Origin of the sequence: Massilia sp. NP310, assembly GCF_019443485.1 — a bacterium.
Taxonomy (GTDB): domain Bacteria; phylum Pseudomonadota; class Gammaproteobacteria; order Burkholderiales; family Burkholderiaceae_D; genus Telluria; species Telluria timonae.
This window is the reverse complement of record NZ_CP080379.1, coordinates 3,166,462-3,191,787: the sequence shown is the minus strand read 5'-3', so window position 1 is coordinate 3,191,787 and position 25,326 is coordinate 3,166,462. Positions and strand designations below refer to the sequence as shown.

At 67.3% G+C, this 25,326-nt stretch carries 16 protein-coding genes; 6 read left to right on the top strand and 10 right to left on the bottom strand.

The genetic code is table 11. The features are described 5' to 3' along the window. Together KY496_RS14020 and KY496_RS14015 are read left to right on the top strand one after the other, a co-directional pair. Nucleotides 1-756: a phosphatase PAP2 family protein gene (locus KY496_RS14020; RefSeq protein ID WP_219861144.1), complete on the top strand. Its 756-nt coding sequence runs from the start codon at nt 1-3 to the stop codon at nt 754-756. After that, nucleotides 734-1,126 carry a diacylglycerol kinase gene (locus tag KY496_RS14015; protein WP_219861142.1) on the top strand — a complete coding sequence of 131 codons (393 nt, stop codon included), beginning with the start codon at nt 734-736 and terminating at the stop codon, nt 1,124-1,126. The genes KY496_RS14020 and KY496_RS14015 overlap by 23 nt, the downstream gene beginning before the upstream one ends. Here the strand turns inward: KY496_RS14015 and KY496_RS14010 are convergent. The 10 genes from KY496_RS14010 to KY496_RS13965 form a co-directional block, all read right to left on the bottom strand. Beyond that, nucleotides 1,123-4,248: an efflux RND transporter permease subunit gene (locus KY496_RS14010; RefSeq protein WP_005665579.1), complete on the bottom strand. Its 3,126-nt coding sequence runs from the start codon at nt 4,246-4,248 to the stop codon at nt 1,123-1,125. The two genes, KY496_RS14015 and KY496_RS14010, sit on opposite strands and share 4 nt — an antisense overlap. Nucleotides 4,249-4,258: 10 nt before the next feature. Beyond that, nucleotides 4,259-5,425, bottom strand: a complete 1,167-nt coding sequence (locus KY496_RS14005; RefSeq protein ID WP_005665582.1) for an efflux RND transporter periplasmic adaptor subunit — start codon at nt 5,423-5,425, stop codon at nt 4,259-4,261. Between the two features lie 361 nt (nt 5,426-5,786). Next, the gene (locus KY496_RS14000; protein ID WP_071363767.1) at nt 5,787-6,530 is read right to left on the bottom strand and encodes a 2OG-Fe dioxygenase family protein; all 744 of its coding nucleotides are present in this window, start codon (nt 6,528-6,530) and stop codon (nt 5,787-5,789) included. A gap of 86 nt (nt 6,531-6,616) precedes the next feature. After that, on the bottom strand, nt 6,617-8,659 hold the full coding sequence (locus KY496_RS13995) for a TonB-dependent receptor (protein ID WP_219861140.1): 2,043 nt from the start codon (nt 8,657-8,659) through the stop codon (nt 6,617-6,619). A gap of 20 nt (nt 8,660-8,679) precedes the next feature. Further along, complete coding sequence (locus tag KY496_RS13990) at nt 8,680-9,174, bottom strand: DUF6702 family protein (RefSeq protein ID WP_219861138.1); 495 nt, start codon at nt 9,172-9,174, stop codon at nt 8,680-8,682. Next, on the bottom strand, nt 9,171-11,516 hold the full coding sequence (locus KY496_RS13985; RefSeq protein WP_219861136.1) for a M1 family metallopeptidase: 2,346 nt from the start codon (nt 11,514-11,516) through the stop codon (nt 9,171-9,173). The genes KY496_RS13990 and KY496_RS13985 overlap by 4 nt, the downstream gene beginning before the upstream one ends. A 95-nt stretch (nt 11,517-11,611) precedes the next feature. Beyond that, the gene (locus tag KY496_RS13980) at nt 11,612-13,987 is read right to left on the bottom strand and encodes a M1 family metallopeptidase (protein ID WP_219861134.1); all 2,376 of its coding nucleotides are present in this window, start codon (nt 13,985-13,987) and stop codon (nt 11,612-11,614) included. Between the two features lie 99 nt (nt 13,988-14,086). Next, nucleotides 14,087-15,526, bottom strand: coding sequence for a serine hydrolase (locus KY496_RS13975; RefSeq protein ID WP_005665591.1), 1,440 nt, complete (start codon nt 15,524-15,526; stop codon nt 14,087-14,089). Nucleotides 15,527-15,602: 76 nt separating this feature from the next. Further along, nucleotides 15,603-16,718, bottom strand: coding sequence for a sensor histidine kinase KdpD (locus tag KY496_RS13970; RefSeq protein WP_229409750.1), 1,116 nt, complete (start codon nt 16,716-16,718; stop codon nt 15,603-15,605). A gap of 122 nt (nt 16,719-16,840) precedes the next feature. Then, nucleotides 16,841-17,881 (bottom strand): hypothetical protein, encoded by a 1,041-nt coding sequence (locus tag KY496_RS13965; protein WP_005665593.1) that lies wholly within the window; start codon nt 17,879-17,881, stop codon nt 16,841-16,843. Between the two features lie 237 nt (nt 17,882-18,118). Here KY496_RS13965 and KY496_RS13960 point away from each other — a divergent pair, with 237 nt between their 5' ends. Genes KY496_RS13960 through KY496_RS13945 form a run of 4 tightly spaced genes read left to right on the top strand, consistent with a single transcriptional unit; the run spans nt 18,119 to nt 25,324 of the window. Further along, complete coding sequence (locus KY496_RS13960; protein WP_005665595.1) at nt 18,119-19,633, top strand: hypothetical protein; 1,515 nt, start codon at nt 18,119-18,121, stop codon at nt 19,631-19,633. A gap of 17 nt (nt 19,634-19,650) precedes the next feature. Further along, a complete protein-coding gene (locus KY496_RS13955; protein ID WP_229409751.1) occupies nt 19,651-21,147 on the top strand; it encodes a hypothetical protein in 1,497 nt (498 codons plus the stop codon). A gap of 18 nt (nt 21,148-21,165) precedes the next feature. Continuing rightward, on the top strand, nt 21,166-21,636 hold the full coding sequence (locus KY496_RS13950) for a hypothetical protein (RefSeq protein WP_005665598.1): 471 nt from the start codon (nt 21,166-21,168) through the stop codon (nt 21,634-21,636). Between the two features lie 19 nt (nt 21,637-21,655). After that, the gene (locus tag KY496_RS13945) at nt 21,656-25,324 is read left to right on the top strand and encodes a tubulin-like doman-containing protein (protein ID WP_005665600.1); all 3,669 of its coding nucleotides are present in this window, start codon (nt 21,656-21,658) and stop codon (nt 25,322-25,324) included. Nucleotides 25,325-25,326: the final 2 nt, after the last annotated feature.

Below are 25,326 nucleotides of genomic sequence, written 5' to 3'. Positions count from 1 at the left end.
ATGGGCGCCGCCACTTCTGCCGCGCTGCTGCCGGCGCGGGCCATCCGGCGCATGGCGGCGGCGCTGGTCATCGCCGCGCCGCTCATCTTCTGGATCGGCCGCTGCACCGACGTCGACCTGGCGCTGGCCGACGCGGTATTCGATGCCGGCAGCGGCGCCTTCCCCTGGCGCCATGCCTGGCTGGCCGAGACCTTCGGCCACGTGATCCTCAAATGGCTGCTGATGCTGCTCGCGCTGGGCTTCATCGGGCGCGCCCTGGCCGACCTGGCCTGGCCACGCGCCGCCATGAGCGGGCAGGCGCGCCTGCGGCTGCGCTTCGTCGCGCTGTCGGCGCTGCTGGTGCCGCTGGCGATCAGCATGCTGAAGCGGTTCAGCACCTCGCATTGTCCATGGGACTTGCTGCGCTATGGCGGCGACCAGCCCTATGTGCGCCTGTTCGAGGCCTTGCCCGCCGGCGCCGTCGCCGGACAATGCCTGCCGGCCGGGCATGCCTCGAGCGCCTTGTGGCTGCTGTCGCTGGCGGTGTACTGGCTGCCGGCGCGCCCGCGCATGGCGGGCGCGGTGGCCGTCCTCGCGCTCGCGTTCGGCGCGGTGGTCGGCTATCTGCAGCAGCTGCGCGGGGCCCATTTCATGACCCACACCCTGTGGTCGATCTGGATCGCCTGCGCCATCGTCCTGTTCCTGGCCGTCGCCCTGCGGGCGCGGCCATCCAACCCCTTATCGGAAGCCGTCCATGTCGCAACAGCAGATCAGTGAATTCAAGAGCAAGCAGGGCCTGGGACGGATACTGTCCGCGTCCCGCTATTCGGCCGAGGGCCTGAAGTTCGCATGGCGCTCGGAACATGCGTTTCGCCAGGAACTGATGGTGGCCCTGCCGGCCATGCTGGTGGCCGCGTTGCTGCCGCTGCCGGCCCTCGAGCGGCTGGCGCTGGTCGCGGTGCTGGTCATGGTGCTGGTCGTCGAGCTGCTCAATTCCGCCATCGAAGCGGTGGTCGACCGCATTTCACTCGAGCGCCATCCTCTGTCCAAGAGCGCCAAGGACCTGGGCAGCGCGGCCGTCGCGCTGGCCGTCATGCTCGCTGCCCTGACCTGGGGCGTGCTCGTGCTGCCGCTGCTGTTCGGCTAGCCGGGCGTGTGCTCCTCGGCCTTCGCGGGCCGCGGCGCCGGCTGGCGCCGCAGCCTGCGCCCGTGGCGCTTGAGCCAGTGCTCCAGGTCGTCGATATAGGTGTAGACGGCCGGCACCACCAGCAGGCTCAATAAGGTCGAGGTGATCAGGCCGCCGATCACCGCCACCGCCATCGGCGAGCGGAAGCTCGGGTCGCCCGAGAAGCCCAGGGCCAGGGGCAGCATGCCGGCGCCCATGGCGATGGTGGTCATCACGATCGGGCGGCTGCGCTTGTGGCAGGCGTCGACCAGGGCCTCGAAGCGCTCCATGCCGGCTTCGCGCGCCAGGATCGCGTAGTCGACCAGCAGGATCGAGTTCTTGGTCACGATCCCCATCAGCATGATCAGGCCGATCATGGTCGGCATCGACAGCGCATTGCTGGTCAACAGCAGGGCGACGAATGCGCCGCCGATCGACAGCGGCAGCGCCGCCAGGATCGTCACCGGCTGCATGAAGTCCGAGAACAGCAGCACCAGCACGCCATAGATGCACAGCACGCCGATCAGCATCGCCACCCCGAAGCTGTTGAACAGCGCCTGCATCTCTTGCGCGTCGCCCAGCTCGGCGATCGTCACCGACGACGGCAGCGACTGGAACACCGGCAGCGCGCGCGCCTCGGCATTGACTTCGCCCAGCGCGCGGCCCGACAGCTCGACGTCGAGCGTCACGTTGCGGCTGCGGTTCAGGCGGTCGATCTGGGCCGGGCCGCTTTCCATGGTGATGTCGGCGACGGTGGACAGCAGCACCGGGCCGTTCGCGCCGGGCACCGTCAGGCGACCGATGGCGTCGAGGTCGGCGCGCACCGCGTCCGGCAGCTTGACCCGGATCGGCACCTGGCGCTCGTCCAGGTTCATCTTGGCCAGCGACTGCTCGTAGTCGCCGGCGGTGGCCACGCGCACCGTCTCGCCGATCGACGCCGCCGTCACGCCCAGGTCGGCCGCGCGAGCGAAGTCGGGCCGCACGATGATCTCGGGGCGCACCAGCGAGGCGCTGGAACTGACGTTGCCGATGCCGCGCAGGGTGCGCAGCTCGCGCTCGGCCTGGCGTGCGGCGGCGGTGAGCGCCTGCGCGTCGTCGCTGCGCAGCACCAGCTGCATCTTGGTGCCGGCGTCCGGTATGCCGACCGTGAAGCGGGCGCCGGGGATGTCCACCAGCGTTTGCCGGATGTGGTTCTCGATCACGCCCAGCTTCACGTCGCGCTCGCTGCGATGCACGGTGGTGATGGTCAGCACCGCGCGCCGCGCCTCGGCCGCCGCGCCGGGCGAGAAGGCGTCGCCGCTGGAGCCGCCGCCGATCGAGCTGAACACGCTCTGCACACCGGCCACCTTCATGACTTGCTGGCGCACCTGCTCGGCCACCGCATGGGTCTGGGCCAGGGTGGCGCCCGGCGGCAGCTCGACGTTGACCTGGCTCTGCGAGCGGTCGGCCGGCGGCATGAAGCCGGTCGGCAGCAGCGGCACCAGGGCCAGCGAGCCGACGAAGAACAGGGCCGCGCCGAGCATGGTCAGGCCGCGCCGGCGCAGGCACCACCGCATGACGGCGAGATAGCGGCGCATCAGCGGGCCGTCCTGCGGCTCGTGGCCCGGCTTGCCGGCGTTCTTCGGCGCCTTGAGCAGGTAGGCGCACATCATCGGCGTGAGCAGCCGCGCCACCAGCAGCGACGCCAGGATGGCCAGCACCGCGGTCCAGCCGAACTGCTTGAAGAATTTGCCGGGGATGCCGCCCATGAAGGCGGTCGGCAGGAACACGGCGACCAGGGCGAAGGTGGTGGCGATCACCGCCATTCCGATCTCGTCGGCCGCTTCCAGCGCCGCCTGCATCGGCGTCTTGCCCATGTGGAGGTGGCGCGAGATGTTCTCGATCTCGACGATCGCATCGTCGACCAGCACGCCGACCACCAGCGCCAGCGACAGCAGCGTCACCATGTTCAGGGTGTAGCCGAACAGGTACTGGCCCAGGAAGGCCGGGATCACCGACAGCGGCAGGGCGGCGGCGGCGATCAGGGTCGCGCGCCAGTCGCGCAGGAACCACCACACCACCAGCACCGCCAGCAGCGCGCCTTCGTACAGCATGTGCATCGAGGCGTCGAAGTTTTCTTCGACCGAGTAGGAGTTGTCGATCACTTCCTTGATGACCAGCTTGGGATTTTCCTTGCCCAGCTGTTCCATGGCGGCGCGCGCCCCGGTGGCGACGTCGATCTCGCCGGCGCCGCGGGTGCGGAACACCTCGAAGGCGACCACCTTGCGGCCGTCCTGTTCGGCCAGCGCGCGCTGCTCCTCGACCGTGTCGGTCACGTTCGCCACCTGGTCCAGGCGCACGTGGCGGCCGTCCGGCAGCGGGATGTCCATCGCCGCCAGCTGCTGCGCGGTCTGCACGGTGGCCAGGGTGCGCACCGACTGCTCGACGCCGGCCACGTCGCCGCGCCCGCCCGGCGCCTCGCGCTGCACATTGCGCAGCTGGCGCGACACATCCAGCGCCGACACGCGCAGCGCCGCCATGCGCTGATCGTCGAGTTCGACCCGCACTTCGCGCGTCACGCCGCCCACGCGTTTTACCGCGCCCAGGCCGGGCACGCTCAGCAGGCGCTTGGAGACGTCGTTGTCGACGAACCAGCTCAGGTCCTGGTCGTCCAGGCCCGAGCCTTGGCTTGCTGCGACGGTGAAGGTCGAGACCACGCGGCCGGCGGTGGCGGTCTTGGTCACCGTCGGGTCGCGCATCTCGGCCGGCATGTCGGCGCGCACGCGCGAGACCGCGTCGCGCACGTCGTTGACGGCATCGGCCGGATCGCGTTCGAGGATGAACTCGACCGTGATGGTGGCCACGCCGTCCAGCACGCGGGTATAGATGTTCTTGATGCCTTGCAGGGTGGCGATCGAGTCTTCCATCTTGCGCGCGACTTCGGTCTCGAGCTGGGCCGGGGCGGCGCCGTCGAGGGTCGCGGTGACGGTCACGATCGGCAGCTCGATGTCCGGGAAGTCCTGCACCTTGCTGGCATTGAAGGCCAGCAGCCCCGCCACGGTGAGCAGGGCGAACAGCATGATCGCCGGGATCGGATTGCGGATCGAGAGGGCGGAGAAATTCATCGCGTCGTCCTCAGCGCGCGGCCGTGGCGCGGGTGGCCCCCGGCGCCGGCGGCGCCCGGAGCGCCGTACCGGCGATATTGCGCACCAGGTCGCCGTCGTTGAGGAAGCCGGCGCCCTGGACCACGATCGCCATGTCGGGGGTCAAGCCGCTGACCACCTCGACCCGCTCGCCCAGCCGGCGTCCCAGGTTCACCTTCACCTGGCTCACGCGGCTGTCGGCATTCAATCGGAACACGTAGCTGAAGCCGTCGCGCACGGCGACCGCCTGCTGCGGCACCGTCAGCGCGTTCGACGCGCCCAGCTCGAAGCGGCCGCTGGCGAACATGCCGGCCTTGAGCGGCATGTCGCTGGACAGGGACGGCGGCAGGTCGACGTAGACCAGGGCGATGCGGGTCTGGGGATCGACCGACGGCGCCACGGTGCGCACCTTGCCGGCGATCTCGGCCCCGCTGGCGGCGCGCACGACGGCGCGGCTGCCGGGCTTGATGCGGCCCAGGTCTTGCGCCACGACTTCGGCGCGCCATTCGAGGCGGCCCTGGCGGATCATGCGGAACAGTTCGGTGCCGACGCCCACCACGGCGCCGACGGTGGCGCTGCGCGCCGAGATCACGCCGCCGTCGGGGGCGACCACCTGCGTATACTTCAGGCGCAACTGCTGCTGGGTGAGGGTGGCCTGGGCCGATTTCACGCGCGCCGCGGCGGTCATTTCGCCGGTGACGTACTGGGTGACCTGCTGTGCGCTCAGCGCGCCGGAGCTTTCCAGCGCGCGGGCGCGGTCGGCGTTCGCCTTCGCTTCCTTCTGGTTGGCCTGGGCTTCGAGCAGCGCGGCGCGCGCGCCTTCGATCTCGGCGCGCACCGTCTCGTCGGCGAACACCGCCAGCACCTGCCCCTTCTTGACCACGTCGCCGACGTTCACCCGCACCTCGGCCAGGCGCAGGCCGTTCGATTCGCTGCCGATCACCGCCTCCTGCCAGGCGGCGATGCTGCCGTTGGCGGTGAGGTTGATCGGCAGGCTGGTGGTGGCGGGACGGGCCGTGGTGACGCTCAGGGCGGGGCGCGGCGGCGCTTTTGCATCCTCCGCTGTGGCGCGGTTGGCCGTGGCGAATGCGATAGTGGCGCACAGGGCGGCGGCGCCCAGGGCAATGACGAGCGTACGCGGAGCGCGAGTGTTTATCATGGTCTCTATGTCTTTTGGCTATAGCAAAGAAGTGTAGCAAAAGCGATACGGCAGGCAGGTGCGCACGCGCCGTGCCATGGCCGGTGCGCCTGCGTAGGCGGAGCGGTTCGTTGGCCCGAAAGGCGGCCGAAAAGGAGGGAGTATCGGGGAAAAGGAAATGGCGCACTGCCGCAAACGCCCAGGCCGCCGGCCCCGTTTAGAGGGCTTCCTCTATTGAAACAACTACAGTACTTCTACCGTATTGCACTGCACAATAAAAAAGACTATATTGGAACCGTCTCCTCCAGTTTTCTCCGAAAATTGGATTCCCGCCCGCCAACCACCAGGTTCGCGGGCGTTTTTTTTTGCTTATGGAAGAGATTCAGGCGTCTTCGCCTTGGAAGGCGTTGGCGCGCCAGGTCAGCACCAGCGTGTCGCGGTAGCCGTGTTCTCCCAGCGGCTGGATCGGCGTCGATTCGTGGATCACGGCGGCGTCGTCGAGCAGCAGCAGGGTCCAGGGCTCGAGCATCGTGAAGCGCTGGCCGGCCGGGCCATGGGCGTCGAACACGCGCGTTTCGCCGCCCTTGATGTCCTTGCGATTGATGAGGATTACGGCCACGAAGTTGACGCCGTCGCGATGCGCGCCTTCGGGCGTGGGGCGGCCGATGCCGTCGGCGGTGTCGATCCGGAACTGGTGCGCTTCGACGAACCAGCGCTGCTGGCCCGCGACCGTTGAACAGACCGCGCCCAGCGCGCGCAGCAGCCTGTCCCAGGCCGGATTGGCGACGGTGGCCGCTTCCATCGGCGCGAACAGGCGGTGCATGCCGCCGTGCAGCGCGTTGTACTCGACCGGTTGCCAGTGCGCGCGGTGCGGCGTCTGCGTCAACTGGCCGGCGTCGTCGATGAAGCAGGAATGGCGCCGGCGCCGGTAGCGGCCGCCGTCCTTGAGGTATTCATCCAGCTCGAGCCGGTCCCAGCTCGGCACGAGCGAGTCCAGCTCGCCGATGCCGCAGCCGGCCAGCGCGGCGACGTCGGCAGGACGCAGGACGGCGTAACCGGTGCTGCGCAGGGCGTCCGTCAGCTGTGACGGCGCGAGATAAGGGAGTTGCGTTTGCAATGTAGTCATCCCGCTAGCGTAGCACTTTTCGTCTTTACGGGTGACCGCCCCCGCCGAACGATCGATGCGCTGGATCAGACAGCCGGCAGGCGTCGTCACCACTGTTTGACCAGGGTCAGGCGCAGCGAGCGCGGCTCGATCGGGTGGAAGTGCACGTCGGCCACCGGCGCGGCCTCGCCCTGCAGCTGCGACTCGTAGAAGTAGTCGATGGCCGAGGCGCGCCGGTTGGTGAGATTGAAGCCTTCCAGCTCCAGGCGCAGGTCGTTCGCCAGCCGGTAGCCGATGCGGCCATTGAGCGTCAGGCTCGAACGCGAGCGCACGCTGTCGTCCTCGATCAGCGGACGCGGGCCGAACCAGCGCAGGCGCAGGGAACCCGACCACGGGCCGCTCGGGTCGACCGTCACGCCCAGCTGGGCGACGCCTTCGATGGCGCCGGGAATGCGATTTCCTTCGAGGTTTTCGCCTCGCGAGCGGGCGCGCGCCCAGGCCGCGTCGAGGTCGATCGACAGCCACTTGAGCGGGCGGTAATAGTTCGAGAACTCGATGCCGTAGCGGCGGCTCGGATCGCCTGCTTCGGTATTGCCGGCGTCGCCGATATAGGTCAGCTCGGAATCGAAGTCGAGGCGGTACACGGCCAGCGACGTCTGCATCTTCGGAATCGCCTCGGTGCGCACGCCGAATTCGATGCCGCGCGAACGCACCAGGCCGGGCGTCGGGTCCACCGCATCGAGCGTCTTCGGATCGACGGTCGCCACCGTGCCGCGCGCGTCGTTGCTGTGGAAGCCATGGCCGTAGTTGGCATACAGCTCGGTCGCGGCCCATGGCCCATAGACGATGTTCAGGGTCGGCGTGACCAGTGTGTCGTGCGCCTTGCCGGCATTTTCAAGCCGGTCGCCGTCCACGCGGAAGCGGTAGTTGCTGGCCCGGACACCCGCCACCGTGCGCAGCGCATCGCTCCAGCGGGTCGCGCTCTCGATGAAGATGGCGCCGCTGGTCTCGACGATGTGGTCTTCGCGCGTGGTCGCGATGCGCTGGCGCCGGCGCGTGTCGTACAGGCCGTTGAAGATATTGTCGTTCTGGAGCTGCGCGCCCACCGTCAGGTCGGACGACAGTTCCTCGGTCCGGTGCATGTGCCAGGTGTGGGTGGCGTCGATGCCGGTGGTGACGCGGCGGTCCGGCTGGGCGAACTGGTCGCCGTTCACCGGGTCGTTCAGGAAATAGGTGAAGTTCGAGAACAGCGTGAGCTGGTTGCGGATTGCGTAGGCGCTGACTTTCGACGCCGAATCGGCGTCGGTCCGGCGCCAGACGCCGGACAGGCTGAAGCGCCGCGCCTCGCCGCCATCGCTGTCGTCGACCAGGTCGTAGCGCGCCAGGCGGCCATCCCGCACCGCGCGCAGTGGGATCTGGTCGGTGGAATCCCAGTCGCCGCGATAGCCCATTGCCGTCACGCTCCAGCCATTGTTGGCGTAGCCCTGGCTGAACCGCAGTACGGCATTGAACTTGCGGTAGTCGTCCGGCCGCGTCCACGGACCGTCATTGTGCATCGCCTCCAGCGCGTACAGCAGGCTGCCGCCCGCCACCTCGGGCGATCCGGCGATCATGGCGCGCCGGTAGCCGTCCTGGCCGACGGTGGCCGAGGCGACGTCCTTCGCCAGCCGGTTGGCATAGGTGAGCGAGGCCACGCCGGCCGACGAGAAGTCTCCTTCGCGCGCCGAATACGGACCCTTGCGGTAGTCGAGGCGGCCGACCAGCTCGGGGATCAGGAAGTTCAGGTCGGTCCAGCCCTGGCCGTGGGCGTGGCTGCGCTGGTTGACCGGCATGCCGTCGACCCAGGTGGCGAGATCGGTGCCGTGGTCGAGGTTGAAGCCGCGCAGGTAGAACTGGTTGGCCTTGCCTTCGCCGCTGTGCTGGCTGGCGATCAGTCCGGGCGTGACCTCGAGCAGCTCGCCCGGGCGATAGGCGATGCGGCCGGCCAGGTCCTTCGCGCCGGCACTGCCGGCGCCGGCCGAATCGGCGATCCCGAGCTGGGAGGCGCGGGCGCCTTCGACCAGCACGCGCTGGAGCTGGAAGTCGTCGGCATGGACGGCGGACGTGGCGGACAGCGCGGCCAGCGCGCAGGCGATAGGACGAAGAATCATGGCGTTCGGGAAGGTGTTTTTTACTGCGCCGGCTGCTCGAGCGCCTGGCGGGTGAAGGTGAGGGAACGGACTGCGCCGCCCGCGCCCAGGTTGACGGTGTTGACCTGCTCGGGCAGGAAGTCGATCAGCACGCCCTGGCGGATCGTGGCCGCACGGGTCAGCGGCGTGTCGTCGATTTCCTGGTAGATGACGACGCTGTTGGCGTCGACCGTCATGCCGACCCATTTGGCCGGCAGGCGCTTGCCATCCGGGCCGGCGAGCCAGAACTGGCGCTCGACGTACTGGCGCAGCACGTCCTGGTCTTCCGGGTCGGAGAGGTCGAACTGGCGCTGGTACAGGTTCAGCAGCAGGGCGTCGATGTCGTGCGCCGTATAGGTGTGAACGATCTCGGTGCTCCTGGTGCGCTCGTTGTACGAGATGTCGGTCATGCCGAAGTGGAAGCGGTGCGCGCTCGCCGCTGTGCTGACGCACAGCAGCAGGGCGATGCACAGCGCCTTGAAGCCCTGCAGCCTCATTGCGCGGCCTTCAATGGCGTCTTCATGTCGCGCATCAGGTTGTTCGGGTCACGCTCGGTCTTGAACAGCTCCAGGCGCGACGGCGCGGTCTTGCGCGGCCAGCTGTTGTTGCTGGTGTCGATGTCGGCGGTTTCCCAGAACGGATCCTGGGTCAGGCCCACGATCGGTTCGTCGGTGACGAACAGCTTGGTGATTTGCTTCGGCGAATAGCGCCATACTTCGGCCGGAATGCGCTCGACGATCTTCTTGCCGCTCTTGAGTTCGATCTCGACGATCAGCGGCATCACCAGTCCGCCCTTGTTGGCGAAGTCGACCAGGGTCAGGTGCTTGCCTTCCTTGAGGAGCGCCTTTTCCCAGTCCTCCAGGCCGGCCATGGTTTCCTGGTATTTGTTGCGGTCCTTGTTGGTGACCGTGAACTCGTCGTGCTCGTTGTAGAAGTCCTTCAGCTCGGGATGGGCGTCGATGCGGCGCGCCATCCCCTTGTTGCGCTGGTCCATGACCGACACCGGTTCGCCGTTGGCGCGCTCGCGGCGCAATGCCTTCTCGACCTCAGGATCCTGGCTGCTGACGGTGTACTCGGTGATGCCTTCGACGCTGATGTCGACCGCGTCGGTGGTGTAGAACCAGCCGCGCCAGAACCAGTCGAGGTCCGTGCCGGACGCGTCTTCCATGGTGCGGAAGAAGTCGGCCGGCGTGGGGCGCTTGAACTTCCAGCGCTCGGCGTATTCCCTGAAGGCGAAGTCGAACAGTTCGCGGCCGAGGATGGTCTCGCGCAGGATATTGAACGCCGTGGCCGGCTTGGCGTAGGCGTTGTTGCCGCGCTGGAGCGTCGATTCAGCATTGGTCATGATCGGCGCCTGGTTGGTGCTGCGCATGTACGAGACGATGTCGCGCGCCTCGCCGCGGCGCGACGGGTAGTTTTCTTCCCAGGCCTGCTCGGCCAGGAACTGCAGGAAGCTGTTCATGCCCTCGTCCATCCAGGTCCACTGGCGCTCGTCCGAGTTGACGATCATCGGGAAATAGTTGTGGCCCACCTCGTGGATGATCACGCTGATCAGGCCATACTTGGCAGCCTTCGAATAGGTCATCTCGCCGGTCTTCGCATCCTTCACCGGGCGGCGCCCATTGAACGACAGCATCGGGTATTCCATGCCGCCGACCGGGCCGTTGACCGAGATCGCGACCGGATACGGGTAGTCGAACGAATACTTGTTGTACTGCTCGATGGTGTGGATCACGGCCGGGGTGGAATATTTTTCCCACAGCGGATTGGCCTCGGCCGGATAGTAGGACATCGCCATGACGTCCTGCTTGCCGCTCTTGATGCCCTGCGCGTCCCAAATGAATTTGCGGCTGGTGGCGAAGGCGAAGTCGCGCACGTTCTGCGCCTTGAAGCGCCAGGTCCGGGTGCCGGTGGCGCGGCCTTTTTCATTCGCTTGAGCTTCAAGCTGCGTGATGATCATGACCGGCTTGTTCGCCGTGCGCGCCTGCTTCAGGCGTTCGCGCTGGGCGGCGCTCAATACGTCTCCGGGGTTCTGCAGCTCCCCGGTGGACGCCACCACGTGGTCGGCGGGGGCCGTGATCTGGACGTCGTAGTCGCCGAATTCGAGGGTGAATTCGCCGTCGCCCAGGTATTGCGCGTTCTGCCAGCCGGCCGCATCGTAGTAGGCGGCCATGCGCGGGAACCACTGGGCGATTTCAAAGATGTCGTTGCCGTCGTCAAAGCGCTCGAAGCCCATGCGGCGGCCCAGCACGTTCATCTCGGGGATGTTGAAGCTCCAGGCCACGTCGAACGAAGTGCGCGCGCCGGGCTTGAGCGGCTGCGGCAGGTCGATCCGCATCATGGTCTTGTTGATCGTGTGGCGTAGCGGTTTGCCGTCGCTGCCGGTCACGCTGGCGATATGGATGCCGCCGTCGAACTTGCGCGCCTCGAGCGTGAAGCGCAGGGCGTCGAACTTGACGCCATCGTTGCCGCGCGGCTGCCAGGCGTCGCGCGACGGCAAGGTGGAAATATTGCGGTTGTCCGAATCGTTGCGGAACATGTTCTGGTCCAGCTGCACCCACAGGTAGGACAGGGTATCCGGCGAATTGTTATGGTAAGTGACGGTGCCCGAGCCGCTCAATGAACGCTTGTTCTCGTCGAGCGTCACCCGCAGCCGGTAGTCGGCGCGCTGCTGCCAGTACTTGTGACCCGGCGCGCCCGACGCGTTGCGGGTCTCGCCGGGCGTCGGCAGCAACTCATCCAGCTGGCGGAACTTGTCGTCGAAGACGGGGCCGGCGGCAGTCGCGGAGGTGGAAAGGACGAGGGCGGCGAGCGCCGCGTGCAGGTGCTTGAGATTCATGTGGGTGACAGCAGAAAGTAAAACACCGGCAGCTGGGCCGGCGTAGGGTCGGCGGCTACGCCGCCGACGCGTTCAACAGGAGAGGGAGCCGCCGATCACTCGGCCGACGGCGCTTCCGCCTTGTCCTTTTCCTTGAGCTTGGTATTAAAGTCGCGCATCAGATTGTTCGGATCGCGCTCGGTCTTGAACAACTCCAGCCGCGACGGCGTCGCCTTGCGTGGCCAGCTGTTGTTGCTGACATCGACGTCGGCCGTCTCCCAGTACGGATCCTGGGTCAGCCCCACCATCGGTTCGTCCGTCACGAACAGCTTGGTGATCTTCGCCGGCGAATAACGCCACACCTCGGCCGGAATGCGCTCGATGATCTTCTTGCCGCTCTTGAGTTCGATCTCGACCACCAGCGGCGTCACCAGTCCGCCCACGTTCGTGAAGTCCACCAGGTACAGGTGCTTGCCTTCCTTGAGCAGCGCCTTTTCCCAGTCCTCCAGGCCGGCCATCTTTTCCTGGTAGCGGTTGCGGTCCTTGTTGGTGACGGTGAAGTCGTCGTTCTCGTTGTAGAAGTCCTTCAGCTCCGGATGCGCATCGACGCGGCGCGCCATCCCCTCGTTGCGCTGCCTCGTGACCGAGACCGGTTCCTCCGCGCGGCGCGCACGCTGCAGGGCCTTCTCGACCTCCGGATCCTGGCTCGAGACCGTGTATTCGGTGATGCCGTCCACGCTCACGTCGACCGCGTCGGTGGTGTAGAACCAGCCGCGCCAGAACCAGTCGAGGTCGGTGCCGGACGCGTCTTCCATGGTGCGGAAGAAGTCGGCCGGGGTGGGGCGCTTGAATTTCCAGCGCTGGGCGTATTCCTTGAAGGCGAAGTCGAACAGTTCGCGGCCGAGCACCGTCTCGCGCAGCACGTTCAGCGCGGCGGCGGGCTTGGCATAGGCGTTGTTCCCGAACTGCAGCAGCGACTCCGAGTTGGTCATGATCGGCACCTGGTTACGGCTCTTCATGTAGTCGGTGATGCGGCGCGGCTCGCCGCGGCTGTCCGGCCAGTTCTCTTCCCAGGCCTGCTGCGCCAGGTATTGCACGAAGGTGTTCAGGCCCTCGTCCATCCAGGTCCACTGGCGCTCGTCCGAGTTGACGATCATCGGGAAGTAGTTATGGCCCACCTCGTGGATGATCACGCCGATCAGGCCGTACTTGGTGCGCTGAGAGTACGTAATCTCGCCGGTCTTCTTGTCCTTGCTCGGGCGCGGGCCGTTGAACGAGATCATCGGGTATTCCATGCCACCCACCGGGCCGTTAACCGAGATCGCGGTCGGATACGGGTAGTCGAAGGAGTACTTGTTGTACTGCTCGATGGTGTGGATGATCGCCTGGGTCGAGTATTTCTCCCACAGCGGATTACCCTCTTTCGGGTAGTACGACATCGCCAGCACGTCGACGTCGCCGCTCTTCACGCCCTGCGCGTCCCAGATGAACTTGCGGCTCGAGGCGAAGGCGAAATCGCGCACGTTCTTCGCCTTGAAGTGCCAGGTCTTGGTGGCGCCGTTGCTCACTGCGCTGCGCGCCTTCTCGGCCGCTTCGGCCTCGGCCTGGGTCACGATGATGACCGGCTTTTTTGCCGTGCGCGCCTGCTTGAGGCGCTCGCGCTGGGCGGCGGTCAGCACGTCGCCCGGGTTCTGCAGCTCGCCGGTCGACGCGACCACGTGGTCCGCCGGCACGGTGATGCGCACGTCGTAGTCGCCGAATTCGAGCGTGAACTCGCCCGAACCCAGGAACTGCTTGTGCTGCCAGCCGTAGACGTCGTAGTAGGCGGCCATGCGCGGGAACCACTGGGCGATCTCGAACAGGTCGTTGTTGTCGTCGAACTTCTCGTAGCCGGCACGCCCGCCCAGCACCTTCTGCTCGTTGATGTTGTAGCGCCAGTCGACGCTGAAGGTCACGCGCGCGCCGGGCTTGAGCGGCTGCGGCAGGTCGATCCGCATCATCGTCTTGTTGATGGTGTGCGGCAGCGCGCGGCCGTTGGCGTCCTTCACCGCCAGGATGTCGAAGCCGCCGGGGAAGGTTTGCTGCTCGAGCAGCGAACGCAGGCCGTCGAACTTCAGGCCCGTCTGCGGCGTGGCGCCGGTCCAGGCGTTGCGCGAGGGGAGGGTGGCGCTCTGGCGCGCGTCCGAACCCGGCTTGTAGATGTTCTGGTCCAGCTGCAGCCACAGATACTTGAGGGTATCCGGGGAATTGTTATGGTAGGTCACCGTGCCGGCGCCGGTGAGCGCGCGCTTGTTCTCGTCGAGCGTGGCGCGGATCGTGTAGTCGGCGCGCTGCTGCCAGTAGGCGTGGCCCGGGGCGCCGGAAGCGGTGCGGATCGCGCCAGGCGTTGGCAGGAGTTCGTCGAGCTGGCGGAACTTGTCGTCGAAGGGCGCGGCTGCGAACGCCGACGTGGCAAGGCATAGCGCTGCCACGCCGATAGGCAAACGAAACATGATTCCCCTGGATCTGTAGTTGATATTAGAAAAGAATTCTAATCCTGATATTAATCAACTGCTCAAGGGATTTGTAAAAATCCTGAAATATAAGTATTCCTACCGGCCGCCGACGCGCTTGTACGGGCGGGAGGAGGCTCCCAGCACCGACACGCCGCTGTCGGCGTCAAGGCGATGCAGCTCGATCGGACGCGACAGGATGAACAGCACCTTGTCGGATTCGGCATACAGCGGCTCCCATGGCGCGTCGCGGTTGGCGATCATCAGCCGGCCTTCGCGCTCGGCGATCTCGAAGCCGCCCAGCCCTTCGATCTGGTATTTGCCGACCAGGGCCTTCTTCTGCCCTGGCGCCAGTTCGACCGCCGGGCGCAGGCGGGTCTGGTTGAAGGACCACTTGTACTCGTGGGCGATGGCGCGCACCAGGCTGTCCGCCAGTGGTCCGCCATTGTCGCCGTTGGTCAGGATCACCGCGCCATCGCCACCTTCGGTCGATGCGACCATCAAGGCCTTGAAGCCCATATTGCTGCCGTTATGGCCGAAGCCCTTGCCCTTGTCCTGGATATGCAGGCCCAATGCGTAGTCGTTCATGACCGGGGTGAGCATGGTGCGCGTCATGCTTGGGGAGATCACGCCGTTGTCGCCGCCTGCCGCGCCGTTCTGGATCGCGATCGCGAATCTGGCCAGGTCTTGCGGCGTGGTCCAGAGTCCCGCTGCCGCCAGCTCAGGGTAGGTGTGGACGCCGCCCTGGTAGGGTTTGCCGTCTTTGTCGTGGGCGCGGGCGGCCTGTGCCTGCAAGGTCGCCGGCAGCGGCTGCGAGAAGCTGCTGTCGCTCATGCCCAGCGGCGCCAGGACCGATTCCCGCAGCAGCACGTCGAAGGGCTTGCCGCTGCGATCGATCATGGCCTGCTGAAGCACCGTATAACCGCCACCCGAATAACGAAATGCCGATCCGGGCGCCGCATCCACCCTGATCGCCTTGGTATTGGCGGCCCAGGCGCCATCCAGCACCTGCACCAGCGTCGGCGCCGGCTTGCCCGCGGCGTAGCCGGGGAATCCCGACACGCTCATGCCGCCCGTATGCGATAGCAGCTGGCGCACACTGGGTTTGCCTTTGCCCTCCGGCAGGCGCCATGAGGTGAGGGCGGTGTCGATGCCGGCGTCGAGATCGAGCTTGCCCTGTTCGACCATGCGCAGGGCGGCCATGGCGGCCACCGGCTTGCTCACCGAGGCGGCCTGGAACAGGGTCTGCGGCGTGACCGCCGGCCCGCCGATCCAGGCCACGCCATAGCCGCGGGCCCAGGCGACCTTGGCGTCCTTGATCACGGCCACGCTCACGCCCGGCACCTTCAGGCGCGTCATCGCGTCCTGCAGGCTTTCGGTCTTGACCGCTGCGTTCGCCAGTGCGACGGCCGGACGCAGGCCGGCTTCGATGCGGGCGATGGCGGCGTCATCGGCATGGGCGAAGGGGGTGGCGAACGTCGCCAGGCTGGCAATCAGGAGGGAACGCAGACGCGGTGCGGCAGGCTGCTTGACAAACATGGGCTCTCCATATGATGTGGACAAATGGTCAACAGTATGAAGATGCCGGACGGGGCGAACAAGCGACGGACGGATTTTATGCGGCCGGCATGCTGAAGGTGAAGGTGGTGCATTCGTGGTCGGACTGCACCGCAATGGCGCCGCCGTGGGCGCGGGCGATCTGGTCGACGATGTACAGGCCCAGTCCCAGGCCTTCGTCACCGGGGCGCGAAATAGCGCGCCAGTAAGGCTTGAAGAGCTGGGCGATGATGTCCGGACCGAGTTGCGGCCCCCTGTTATTTACCACGAGAATGAAGCCGGCGTCGTCAATGCCTGCTTCGACCGCAATTGGATGTGCTGGGTCGCCATGCACCAGCGCATTCTTGAGCAGATTGGACAGCAGCTGCGCCAGCCGCTGCGGATCGCAGCGCAAGTCGATGCCGCGCGCGATGCTGCTGGTGATCGCGCGATCGGGATATACGCCGCGCAGTTCGTCGACCACCTGATCGAGCACCAGGTCTACGTCGTTGTGCCGGGATAGATCGAGGGCCAGCCCGGACCCCATGCGCCCGCGCGTGAAATCGACAACGTTGTCGACCAGCCCGGTCATGCGCAGTGCACTGCTTCGCATCCGTTCCACCACCTTCCTGGTGACCGGATCGTCGTGGCGGCGCGCCAACAGTTCGGCGCCGCCCAGAATCGCACCCAGCGGTGTGCGTAGGTCGTGGCCCAGCACCGCGATGAACTGTTCGCGCAGCTCCGCCGTTTCGCGCTCGGACAGCAGGGCCGAGCGGGTCGCGTTCAATGAGCGTTCGGTCTCGAGCTGGTGCGAAATGAGTTCGGCAAACAGCGTCAGGGCCGGCACGATGGCGCCTTCGCTCAGCTTCCTCGGTTCTGGATCGAGGCCGCACAAGGTGCCGAAATAGAACCCGTCAGGACGAAAGATCGGAATCGAAAAATAGCTCTGGAAGCCGTAGATGCGCGGGGTGCGGTGGTCACGGTAGCAGTCGCTGTCGCGGACGCAGTCGATGACGATGGTCGCCCTGGTCTCGCGCACTTCTTCGCACAGCGTGGTGGTGACGTCAAGCTGGGCGCCGGGGACGAGGCCGAATCCCAGCTGGTCGTACACAGCGCAAGTGGTCCAGCTGGTCGCGGTGACGTGGGCGATGCAGACAAAGCGCAGGCCGGTGAGGGCAGCGACGGTTTCCAGCATGCGCGGCACGGCAGCGATGGACTGGATTTCCCTCACATGGCTGGAAAGCGAATCCGGCATGGTGCAAAAGACGGAATGAAAATCCCATCATAGCATGCAGGTCGCGGCCTGGAAGCGTTGCTTCAGGCCAGCCAGCACCCGTCCTGGTACACCCTTTCCTCGCCCAGCCAGACCGCATCGGTCACCGCGAACACGTCGATGTGGTAGCGCGCATCCTTGCGCTTGAAGCCGGGCTTCGGATACACGCCATGCTTGGCACCGAGCGACAGGTGGATGCCGCACATGCGCTCGTAGGTGCCGATGTCGTCCACCCGCAGCTCGCGCGTGAAGGCGCGGTTCAGGCCGAAGCCCAGCTCGCGCACCCAGACTTCGCCTTCGTCCGCGCGAATATTGTCCAGCACCTGCTGGAATTCCGGCGTCGCGTTCTCGGTGGCGACCACGCGGCCGGCCTCGATCACCAGGGTCACCGGCACGTCCGGGCGGTTCGAGCGGTAGCTGGTGTCGCCGAACACGTGGATCTGCACCCGGCCGTGCACCGCTTCCAGGTCGAGCGCTTCGGTGAACACCTCGCCGATCGGGAACTGGCCGCCGACGTTCTTCATGTCGCTGTAGTCGCCGATGTTCAATTTGGCCGGCTCGAACGGCGAGGCGAAGGTGAGCGTCTCGCCGCCGCCGACCACGCGGCCGTGCGGCGCGCGGTCGATGCGTTCCTTGAGCGCGCGGCCGGTGCCGCGGAAGTACGCCGGATCATAGGCCAGGGCGTCGATGTAGTGCTCGCCCTGGATGCCCGGCATGCGCGACAGGTGCACGTGCTCGATCACCTTCAGGTCGAGCTTGAACAGCTCGACCCGCATGCGAAAGCCGTCGAGACGGAAGTTCGACGATTGCAGCAGCACCACCAGCTCACCCGTCGCCATCGTGCGAAACGCCGCCAGCACCGCTTCCGGCGTCACGCCGTCGAAGTCGATGAAGGTCGCCTGCGGCAGGTTGCGCCGGTAGCCTTCGAGCAGGGCGCGAGAAAGTCCGGTGCGGGTGTCGTACACCACCAGCGCGCGCTCCCCCGGACCGTGTTCGAGCGCGATCGTCAGCACGTCATGCAGATGTTTAGTGGCGGCATCGATGGCGTGCGAAGGGAGGTCGGCGTGGGGATCTGCGGCGGTCATGGCGGAATCGGGAGGGCAACAAAAGGTGGAATGGCAGGCGGCCATTATACGTAGGTATGCCGAAAGTTCCCCGCCTGGGCACGCGATGAGTTCGATTATTGATGCGTCCGGGATCGCGCGACGCTACCTCGTGAACGGCGCGCCGCGCGACAGTTCGCGGAGCTATCATTTGAGCAATAGCAAAGACTGAGAGCCCAATCCGTTTCAACAAATTATTTGGCAGAGCGAAAGGTAGCAATGGCGTACAGATGGGAAACGCCTGCCAGCATCTGGCAGGAAGACGAGGCAAGCGGCGAGTTCGCCCTGCTCGCCAGCGCGGGCCTGGGCCCGGTCGACTGGCAGGGCCGCGCGCGCCGGCGCCTGCCCGACGTCGCCCACGTGCTCGGCGCCTCGCTGCCCCTCGATTGTCGCTGTTCTCCGATCTATCCCGAAGGATTCGCCTATTGTCCGCGCTGCGGGCGTCCGCTGTTGCGCCTGGGTGGCGCGCCGGCGCGTGTGCGCGGATGGTGGGGCCCGGGCGGCGACGACGTGCTGCCGCGCCACGTGCCGCACGGCTTGCCGGTCACGTCACTGCCGCTTGGCGACAGCCTCGAAGAACGGCCGGCCGCACCGACGCCCGGTCGCTTTGACCTGACCATGCCGGCGCCGCCCAACGCCTGTTCGGTGTTCGCCGCCGCAGGCTTCGGCTTTCCCGGCGAGCGCCTGCTGGCGCTGGCCCACACCCGTGGGGTGCTGCAGTACTGGGATCCGCTGGGCGGAAGCTGGCATGTGCTCACGCCCGAAGCGGGCGCCGCCAGCCTGGTGTTCACCGCCTCCAGCCACGCCTGGATCCCGGCGCTGGACCCGCGCCGCGGCGAGGCCGGCGTGGTCCCCGGCCTGGACGGCCTGCAGCGGCTCTGGATCGACCCGGTCAGCGAAACCTACCGCACCGAGAGCATGCTGGCCGCGCCCATCGTGGCCGCGCCCGGCCTCATGCGACGCCACCTGGCCTGCCTCGCGGGCGGCATCGATGGCGTGCGCCTGTGGAGTATGCGCCTCGACATCGATGAAGCGCAGGAGTATGCATGTCCCGATGCGCCGGCGGGCGGCTGGAGCCGTCCGCTCGGCTACGACGGCCGCCTGTTCTGGCTCCACGCCCAGGGCCAGCTCACCTGGCGCCCGGGCGAGGCGCCGCAATTTTCTCCATGGCCGCTGCACTGGCAACCGCGCCTGGACTTTGGCGGGCCGACCCAGAGCCGCGACGGCCGCCTGTGGCAGATCGGGCACGATGGGCAGGGTTATTCCTACCTCGAACTCGGCGCCGGCCCCGATCACCTGCCGGCGCGCATGGCGATCGACGGCGCGCGCCTGGGCTTCGCCAACTTCCTGTTCCGGCGCGGGCATCCGGTGCTGGACGAGCCGTGGTCGAACGAGCACGTCGAAGACCCGCACCACGACGACACGCTGGTGCTGCCGCTGCTGCGCAGCTTCAACAACAACCGCAGCCAGCCGAGCGGCCTGGTGCTGCGCTTTCACAAGGCGAACTTCCGCGCCGAAGAAGCGTTGGGGACCGGAGCAGACGTGAGCACGCCTGCGCGCGTCATTCCACGCACCACGGTGGAGTGGATCGGGCGCCGCAACGTGATCCTGGACGAGATCGCGCGCCTGGCCCGTCCGCTCGAGTGCGTGCCGGTGGTGGCGGGCGGCTGCCTGTGGCTGCACCATCCCGACTGGAACCAGATGCGCGGCTGGCGCCTGGACGAGCCGTTGTGATCACGACGATGATGAAGATGATCGCACGTCCACTGGCGGCGGCCCTGCTGGCCGGCGCGCCGCTGTGCGCCGCAGCTGCGTCGCCTTCCGTGCCGCACGTCTTCCTGGTGCAAAACTCCGGCTGGATGGAGCCGTTCTACAGCGATCCCAGGTCGCCCTTCAAGCCGCTGGTGGCGGCGCTGGCGGGCAGCGTGGTCCAGCCGGGAGATGCGCTGGTGCTGGCGAGCTTCAATCAGGCCCGCGAGGGGGCGCCGTCGCCGCGCGCGCTGCTGTCGTTCAAGGCAGGCGAGGAACCGGTCCGCGCGCGCGTGGCGCAGGCCATCGCCAGCCTGGACACGGCGCGCAAGCCCGGCGGCGCTGCGCTGGCCGACACCGACCTGGGCGAAGCGGTGCGCGCCGCGACCGGGCAGGTGCTCCAGGGCCGGCCCGGCATCGTCTGGCTGGTGACGAACAACCGCAACAGCCCCGACAACGACCAGGCCACGGCCGCGCGCAACCGCGAATTCTATGCGCTGATCCACGGCGGCGACGCGATCACGAAGGCATTGGCCTTCCCGCTGCGCATGCCGGTCCAGGGCAAGCACTACAGCGCAAACGGACTGATGGTGTACGCCTTCGCGGTCGGGCCGCAAGGCGCGGCGGCGCTCGATGCGCTGCTGGCCTCCGGACGCATCGCCCGGGTGATCACCGAGCCGCCGGCGCGCCTCAAGCCGCTCGACCGCGACACGGTGCGGCTCGCGCCGCGCCGCGTGGTCAATGCGCCCGGCGTCACGTTCGCCGCGGATGCGGGCGGCGTGCTGCGCGCCGACGTCGCTTCCGATGCGCGCACGCCGCAGGCGCGCATCGAGTGGAACCTGGAAAACACGATGTATCCGTACACGATCGGATCCGCCACCCTGAGCGCGCGCTCCCTGCTTGCCGGCGAGAGCCATCCGATCGTGCTCGATACCCAGCGCGTGCGCGCGCTGGCGCCCGGACAGCCGGCGCCGCTGGGTTCGAGAATGCCGCTGCCGGTGGCGCAGATGCCCGACAAATGGTCGCTGGCCGCGCTCAAGTCCGCGGGCTCGGCCTACGTGCTGCCGGGCCGGATCGAATTGCACCTGGCCGACCAGAAGCTGGCGCTGTCGCAGGCCTTCCGCCAGCGCATGGCGGCGCTGTTCCCGGGCGACCCGCTGCCGGATATCTTCATCCCGCCGGCGCGGGTGCAGGCGTCGACGGCGGTGCTGCCGGTGGAGGTGCGCGTCCACTATGGCATGGGACCGCTGCTGGCGCTCGTGGGTGGCCTGTTGGCGCTGCTGGCGCTGCTCGCCGCCGGCGCCTGGGCCTGGACCAGGCCGCGCACGGCCCAGGTGCTGGTGGATGAAGAAGCGCGCACCTTGCGCGGCCGCCCCGGCACCACCCAGCCTGTTCATGACCGCCATGGCGAGCAGGTCGCGCAACTGAAGACAACGCTGTTCGGCCATCGGCTGCTCGATGTGCGCGAAGGCGCGCACGTGCGGCTCGGCCGCCCATAACAAGGAAGGAAAAAGACCATGCAGGCAGCCCAGCCACCGACAGATGCTCCATCGCCCGCCGATCCCGGCTTCAAGCTGCCGGAGGAATCGGCTTCGCCGCAGGACGCAGTTCAGCAGACCATGCCTCAGACCCTGCCAGATACCGCCACCCGTCCGGTCGAGGTGATGCCGGTCGACCCGCACACTCTGCCGGTCGCCGATACTTCCGACCGCGACCTGGCGATCGGCGGCATCGTGTTCCTGATCCTGCTCAGCGTCTACTTCTTCGTGCGCGGCGCCTATGTCCACCATCTGGTGCGCAAACGGGTGGCGCCTTCCTCGGCCGGCAACGCCGGCTGGCTGCTGTTCGTCGGCCTCGGCTTCCTGTCGGCGGCGGCGGTGCTGGCCATCATCAACGCCAGCCGCTTCCTGACCTTCGCCGTCACCGGCCCGCTGGTGGCGGTGGGCCTGGTGGCGCTGGTCGCGTCACTGTTCATCGGCCGTCGTTAACAAAGGGAGTTTCCACACCATGGCAGAATTCCCGAACCCGTCGAGCATCAACAGCCGCCCGGCCGAACTGAAGGTCGACCTGCGGCCGACCCTGTTCATCGGCGCCGGCGGCACCGGCATGGAAGTCATGATGCGTATCCGGCGCCGCATCCTGGCGGCGGTCTGGAACCGGCGCCATCCGACCCGGGTCGAATCGATCGCCGACTTCCCGGTGGCGCGCTTCCTGCACTTCGACCTGGACAGCAATGCCGTGATCGACGAGGGCAAGTCGCAGCGCACCGATCCCTGGTACGAACTGGTGCGCCTCTCCGACGAGGAACGCCTGGTCGAGCCGCTCGACCTGCCGCAATACCACGAGTCCGACGACAGCCTGGCGCGCTTTCCGCTGATCGAGAGCTGGATGCCGCTGCGGCCCAAGAAGCTGCGCTCGCTCGGCATCGATCCGTCGAAGGGCGCGGGCCAGATCCGCGCGCTGGCGCGGCTCTACCTGTTCGACAAGTATCCGAAGCTGCGCGGCCGCATCAAGGGCGCGCTGAACTACCTGAGCAGCAATGCCGGCATCGAGCGCAAGGAGAATTACCAGCGCCTCGGGCTGCAGGTCGACACCTCGAAATTCAGGATCGTGGTCGTCGCCTCCGCCGCCGGCGGCACTGGCGCCGGCAGCGTGCTCGACCTGGGCTGGCTGTCGAAGGCGATCGCGCGCCAGGAAGTGTCCGACAGCCAGGTCGACCTGGTGCTGCTGATGCCGTCCGGTTTCGCCAAGGCCAACAAGGAGCGCACCGAAGCGAATGCCTACGCCACCCTGATGGAACTCGAGACGGCGATGCGCGACATGAACGCCAATATCACGTGGCTGGACCCGGATAGCATCGCCGGCCGCGGCGCGCCCTACGACGACGTGTATTTCGTCGACACCGCCAACCTGGCCAATAAGGCCACGCTCGACGTCAAGGACGTCTACCAGATGGTGGCCGACACGCTGTTCGAAGACTTCGCCTCGGCGGACTTCGCCAACCGCAAGCGCTCGGTGGCGGTCAACCAGCAGCAGCACAAGCTGGGTCCGTACAACCCGCGCGTGCCCGAGGCGCGCTTCGGCGACATGCGGCTGTCGTACTCGAAGGCGTATTCCAGCTTCGGCCAGTCGGTGCTCGACACCCAGCAAAGCCTGCACGAAGACATCCGCGCCTATGAACTGGCGGCGCTGATGGTGAAGGCCTTCTTCGGCCTGGCCGGCAGCGATGGCGTAAGTGGGAACAATGCGGGGAACAATGCGGGGAACAATGCGGCGCGGCGCGCCGGCGACGCCGAGCGCGACGCCTTCATGCGCGAGCAGATGGAAATGGCCGAGCGGCCGTTCGACGAGTTCCCCGACCTGCGCAAGGGTTCGGTGGACGTCACGCCGTTCACCGAGTACGCGCTGACGACCGCGCTGCTGCAGGACCGCGACGGCCGCTCGCTGCTCGAGCGCGTGGAAAGCCGGGTCCAGCTCGAGATGGACCGCATCATGGCGTCCTACGACGTCAAGCTGTGGCGCGAAAAAGTGTCAGAACTGCTGCCGCAGCTCGAACGCGACGCGATCCGCGAGGCCGGCGCCACCGCCGAGACCAGCGAAGACCGCATCAAGCGCCATACCGGCGAACTGACGAACCGCGTGAAGGGCAGGGTGCGCGAGCGCCTGTACGCCCTGCTCGACGACCGCCGCCAGGGCGGGCTGGAATTCGTGCTGTCGTTGCTGGAGCAGGTCAAGGCGCGCCTGGCGCAGCGCGACCTGGCGCATGCCGAGCGCAATGGCCGCCGCTACCGCGACATCCGCGACGCGCTGCGCACGCGCCAGGTCGAGGAATCGCTGAACAACCTGGGCCAGGCCGCCGTTCGCCTGTTCGGCAAGGAGCCGCAGGCGCGCGAAGTGATGGGCCACCTCAAGCGCGACCTGGCCGATTACCTGCGCTTCCACCTGCTCGCGGTGGCGGCCGGCCAGGCGATCGAAGTGATGCGCTCGCTATCCGGCTGGCTGGGCGATCCGCAATCCACCGATGAACACGGCCATGCGCAGTGGAGCGGCATCGCCGGCGAATTCCAGGAAGGCCGGCGCGCCGTGCAGGCGATGCTCGGGGCGGTGGACCAGCGCATCATGCAACTGCGCGCCGACGCGCGCCAGGAACATGCGACCACGATCAAGCTCGGCGTCGAGACGACGCCGGCGCCGGTGAGACTTACCGGCGACACCAGCATCTGGAGCGAGGAAGTGCTGCTCGAATTCGGCGGTTCGGCGCGCCTGTTTCCGCAGCTGGGCGACGAACGCCTGCGCGCCGAGCTGCTGCTCAAGCTGTTCCGCCGTGCGCAGTTGCAGCTGTCCAGCCAGGGGCTGGATCAGCAGGAGAGCGCCGATCCGCTGCTCGAACGTTTATCGACCCTGTCGCCGCAGGAGCGCCAGCGCATTTTCGCCGAGTGGATCCGCAGCGCGATGCCGTGGGTGAATGCGCGCTTCTCGGCCGAGTTCACGCCGAACGCCGACCAGTTCAAGTGCTTCATCGGCGTGGGCGATCCCGTGTCGTGGCGGCGCATGGAGGCCGAGATCCGCGCCGCCGTGCCGACCGGTTACTTCCATGGCGAGCTGGTGTCGATCGTCAACACCGGAGTGAGCGGCAGGGCGGTGTGCTATATCGAGCTGTCCGGCTATCCGATGACGGTGCTGCGCGGCCTGCCGACCTGGCGCGCCTCGTACCAGATCGAGAACCCGAAGATCCCGACCCACCTGCATTTCGACGCCACGCGTTTTCGCCATCCGATCTCGCCGTCGATGGACGAGCTGGGACGGCTGGCCGACGATTACGAGTGGTATTTGCAGGCGATCGCGCTCGGCGTCATCCGGCGCAAAGCGGAGCTGGGCGACCGCGAGGCCGCTTTCCAGCCGCGTGGCCAGTACCTGTTCGAGGTCGAAGCGGGGTCCGGCGAATGGCTCCAGGTCGGCAACGAGTTCGCGATCCGCTCCAACGGCCTGCCGCCTTATTATCGCGAGGGGATCATCGCGGCCGTCCAGGCGCGCCTGGCGCATCTCGGCCCGCAGCGGCTGATGCTGCTGGCGGCGCTGATGCGCTATTACCAGCTGCGCGTATACGAACCGCGCCTCGAAGTCGACGAGACTGGCGCCCAGCTGCCATCGCCCTCGCTGCCGAACATCACCGCGCGCCGCCTGTACGACAGCTGGATCCGGCGCGCGCAGGCGCTGGACCCGGCCCTGGGGCCGGCGCGCATCGAGGCCTTGCTGGGCCAGGTCGAGCGCTGGACCGAGGCCGTTCCCGGCTCGAGCCAGGACGCCTACGGCTGGGAAGTCGAGCGCGCGGTCGACAAGCGCGTGATCCTGCCCGCGCTGCTGGCGGACGAGGAAGCGGCGGCGCAGGCGCTGGCGCCGCGTCCGGTCGCGCCGCCACCGCTGCCGACCGCGACGCCACGCTTCAAGCTGTTCATCGGCGGCGCCCAGCGCGGGCCGTTCACGGTCGACGAGGTCGCGCAGCAGGCCGCGCGCGGCGAGATCGACCACGCCACCCGCGCCTGGGACATGCGCTGGCATCCGAAGATCGGCAAGTGGAGCACGGTGGGTGAGCTGCCCGAGTTGGCAACTGCGCTAGGCCGCACGCCCGATGACGGGATACCCGATCCCGACGACGGCGTGCCGGATCCGGACTAGGA

Bases quoted from the DNA above. Each gene is read 5' to 3' on its own strand.
- KY496_RS13955 (WP_229409751.1), top strand. From the start codon at position 19,651: ATGATCGCACGTCCACTGGCGGCGGCCCTGCTGGCCGGCGCGCCGCTG.
- KY496_RS13975 (WP_005665591.1), bottom strand. From the start codon at position 15,526: ATGTTTGTCAAGCAGCCTGCCGCACCGCGTCTGCGTTCCCTCCTGATT.
- KY496_RS14015 (WP_219861142.1), top strand. From the start codon at position 734: ATGTCGCAACAGCAGATCAGTGAATTCAAGAGCAAGCAGGGCCTGGGA.
- KY496_RS13965 (WP_005665593.1), bottom strand. From the start codon at position 17,881: ATGACCGCCGCAGATCCCCACGCCGACCTCCCTTCGCACGCCATCGAT.
- KY496_RS13970 (WP_229409750.1), bottom strand. From the start codon at position 16,718: ATGCTGGAAACCGTCGCTGCCCTCACCGGCCTGCGCTTTGTCTGCATC.
- KY496_RS13945 (WP_005665600.1), top strand. From the start codon at position 21,656: ATGGCAGAATTCCCGAACCCGTCGAGCATCAACAGCCGCCCGGCCGAA.
- KY496_RS13960 (WP_005665595.1), top strand. From the start codon at position 18,119: ATGGCGTACAGATGGGAAACGCCTGCCAGCATCTGGCAGGAAGACGAG.
- KY496_RS13995 (WP_219861140.1), bottom strand. From the start codon at position 8,659: ATGATTCTTCGTCCTATCGCCTGCGCGCTGGCCGCGCTGTCCGCCACG.
- KY496_RS14000 (WP_071363767.1), bottom strand. From the start codon at position 6,530: ATGACTACATTGCAAACGCAACTCCCTTATCTCGCGCCGTCACAGCTG.
- KY496_RS13985 (WP_219861136.1), bottom strand. From the start codon at position 11,516: ATGAATCTCAAGCACCTGCACGCGGCGCTCGCCGCCCTCGTCCTTTCC.
- KY496_RS13990 (WP_219861138.1), bottom strand. From the start codon at position 9,174: ATGAGGCTGCAGGGCTTCAAGGCGCTGTGCATCGCCCTGCTGCTGTGC.
- KY496_RS13950 (WP_005665598.1), top strand. From the start codon at position 21,166: ATGCAGGCAGCCCAGCCACCGACAGATGCTCCATCGCCCGCCGATCCC.
- KY496_RS14005 (WP_005665582.1), bottom strand. From the start codon at position 5,425: ATGATAAACACTCGCGCTCCGCGTACGCTCGTCATTGCCCTGGGCGCC.
- KY496_RS13980 (WP_219861134.1), bottom strand. From the start codon at position 13,987: ATGTTTCGTTTGCCTATCGGCGTGGCAGCGCTATGCCTTGCCACGTCG.
- KY496_RS14010 (WP_005665579.1), bottom strand. From the start codon at position 4,248: ATGAATTTCTCCGCCCTCTCGATCCGCAATCCGATCCCGGCGATCATG.
- KY496_RS14020 (WP_219861144.1), top strand. From the start codon at position 1: ATGGGCGCCGCCACTTCTGCCGCGCTGCTGCCGGCGCGGGCCATCCGG.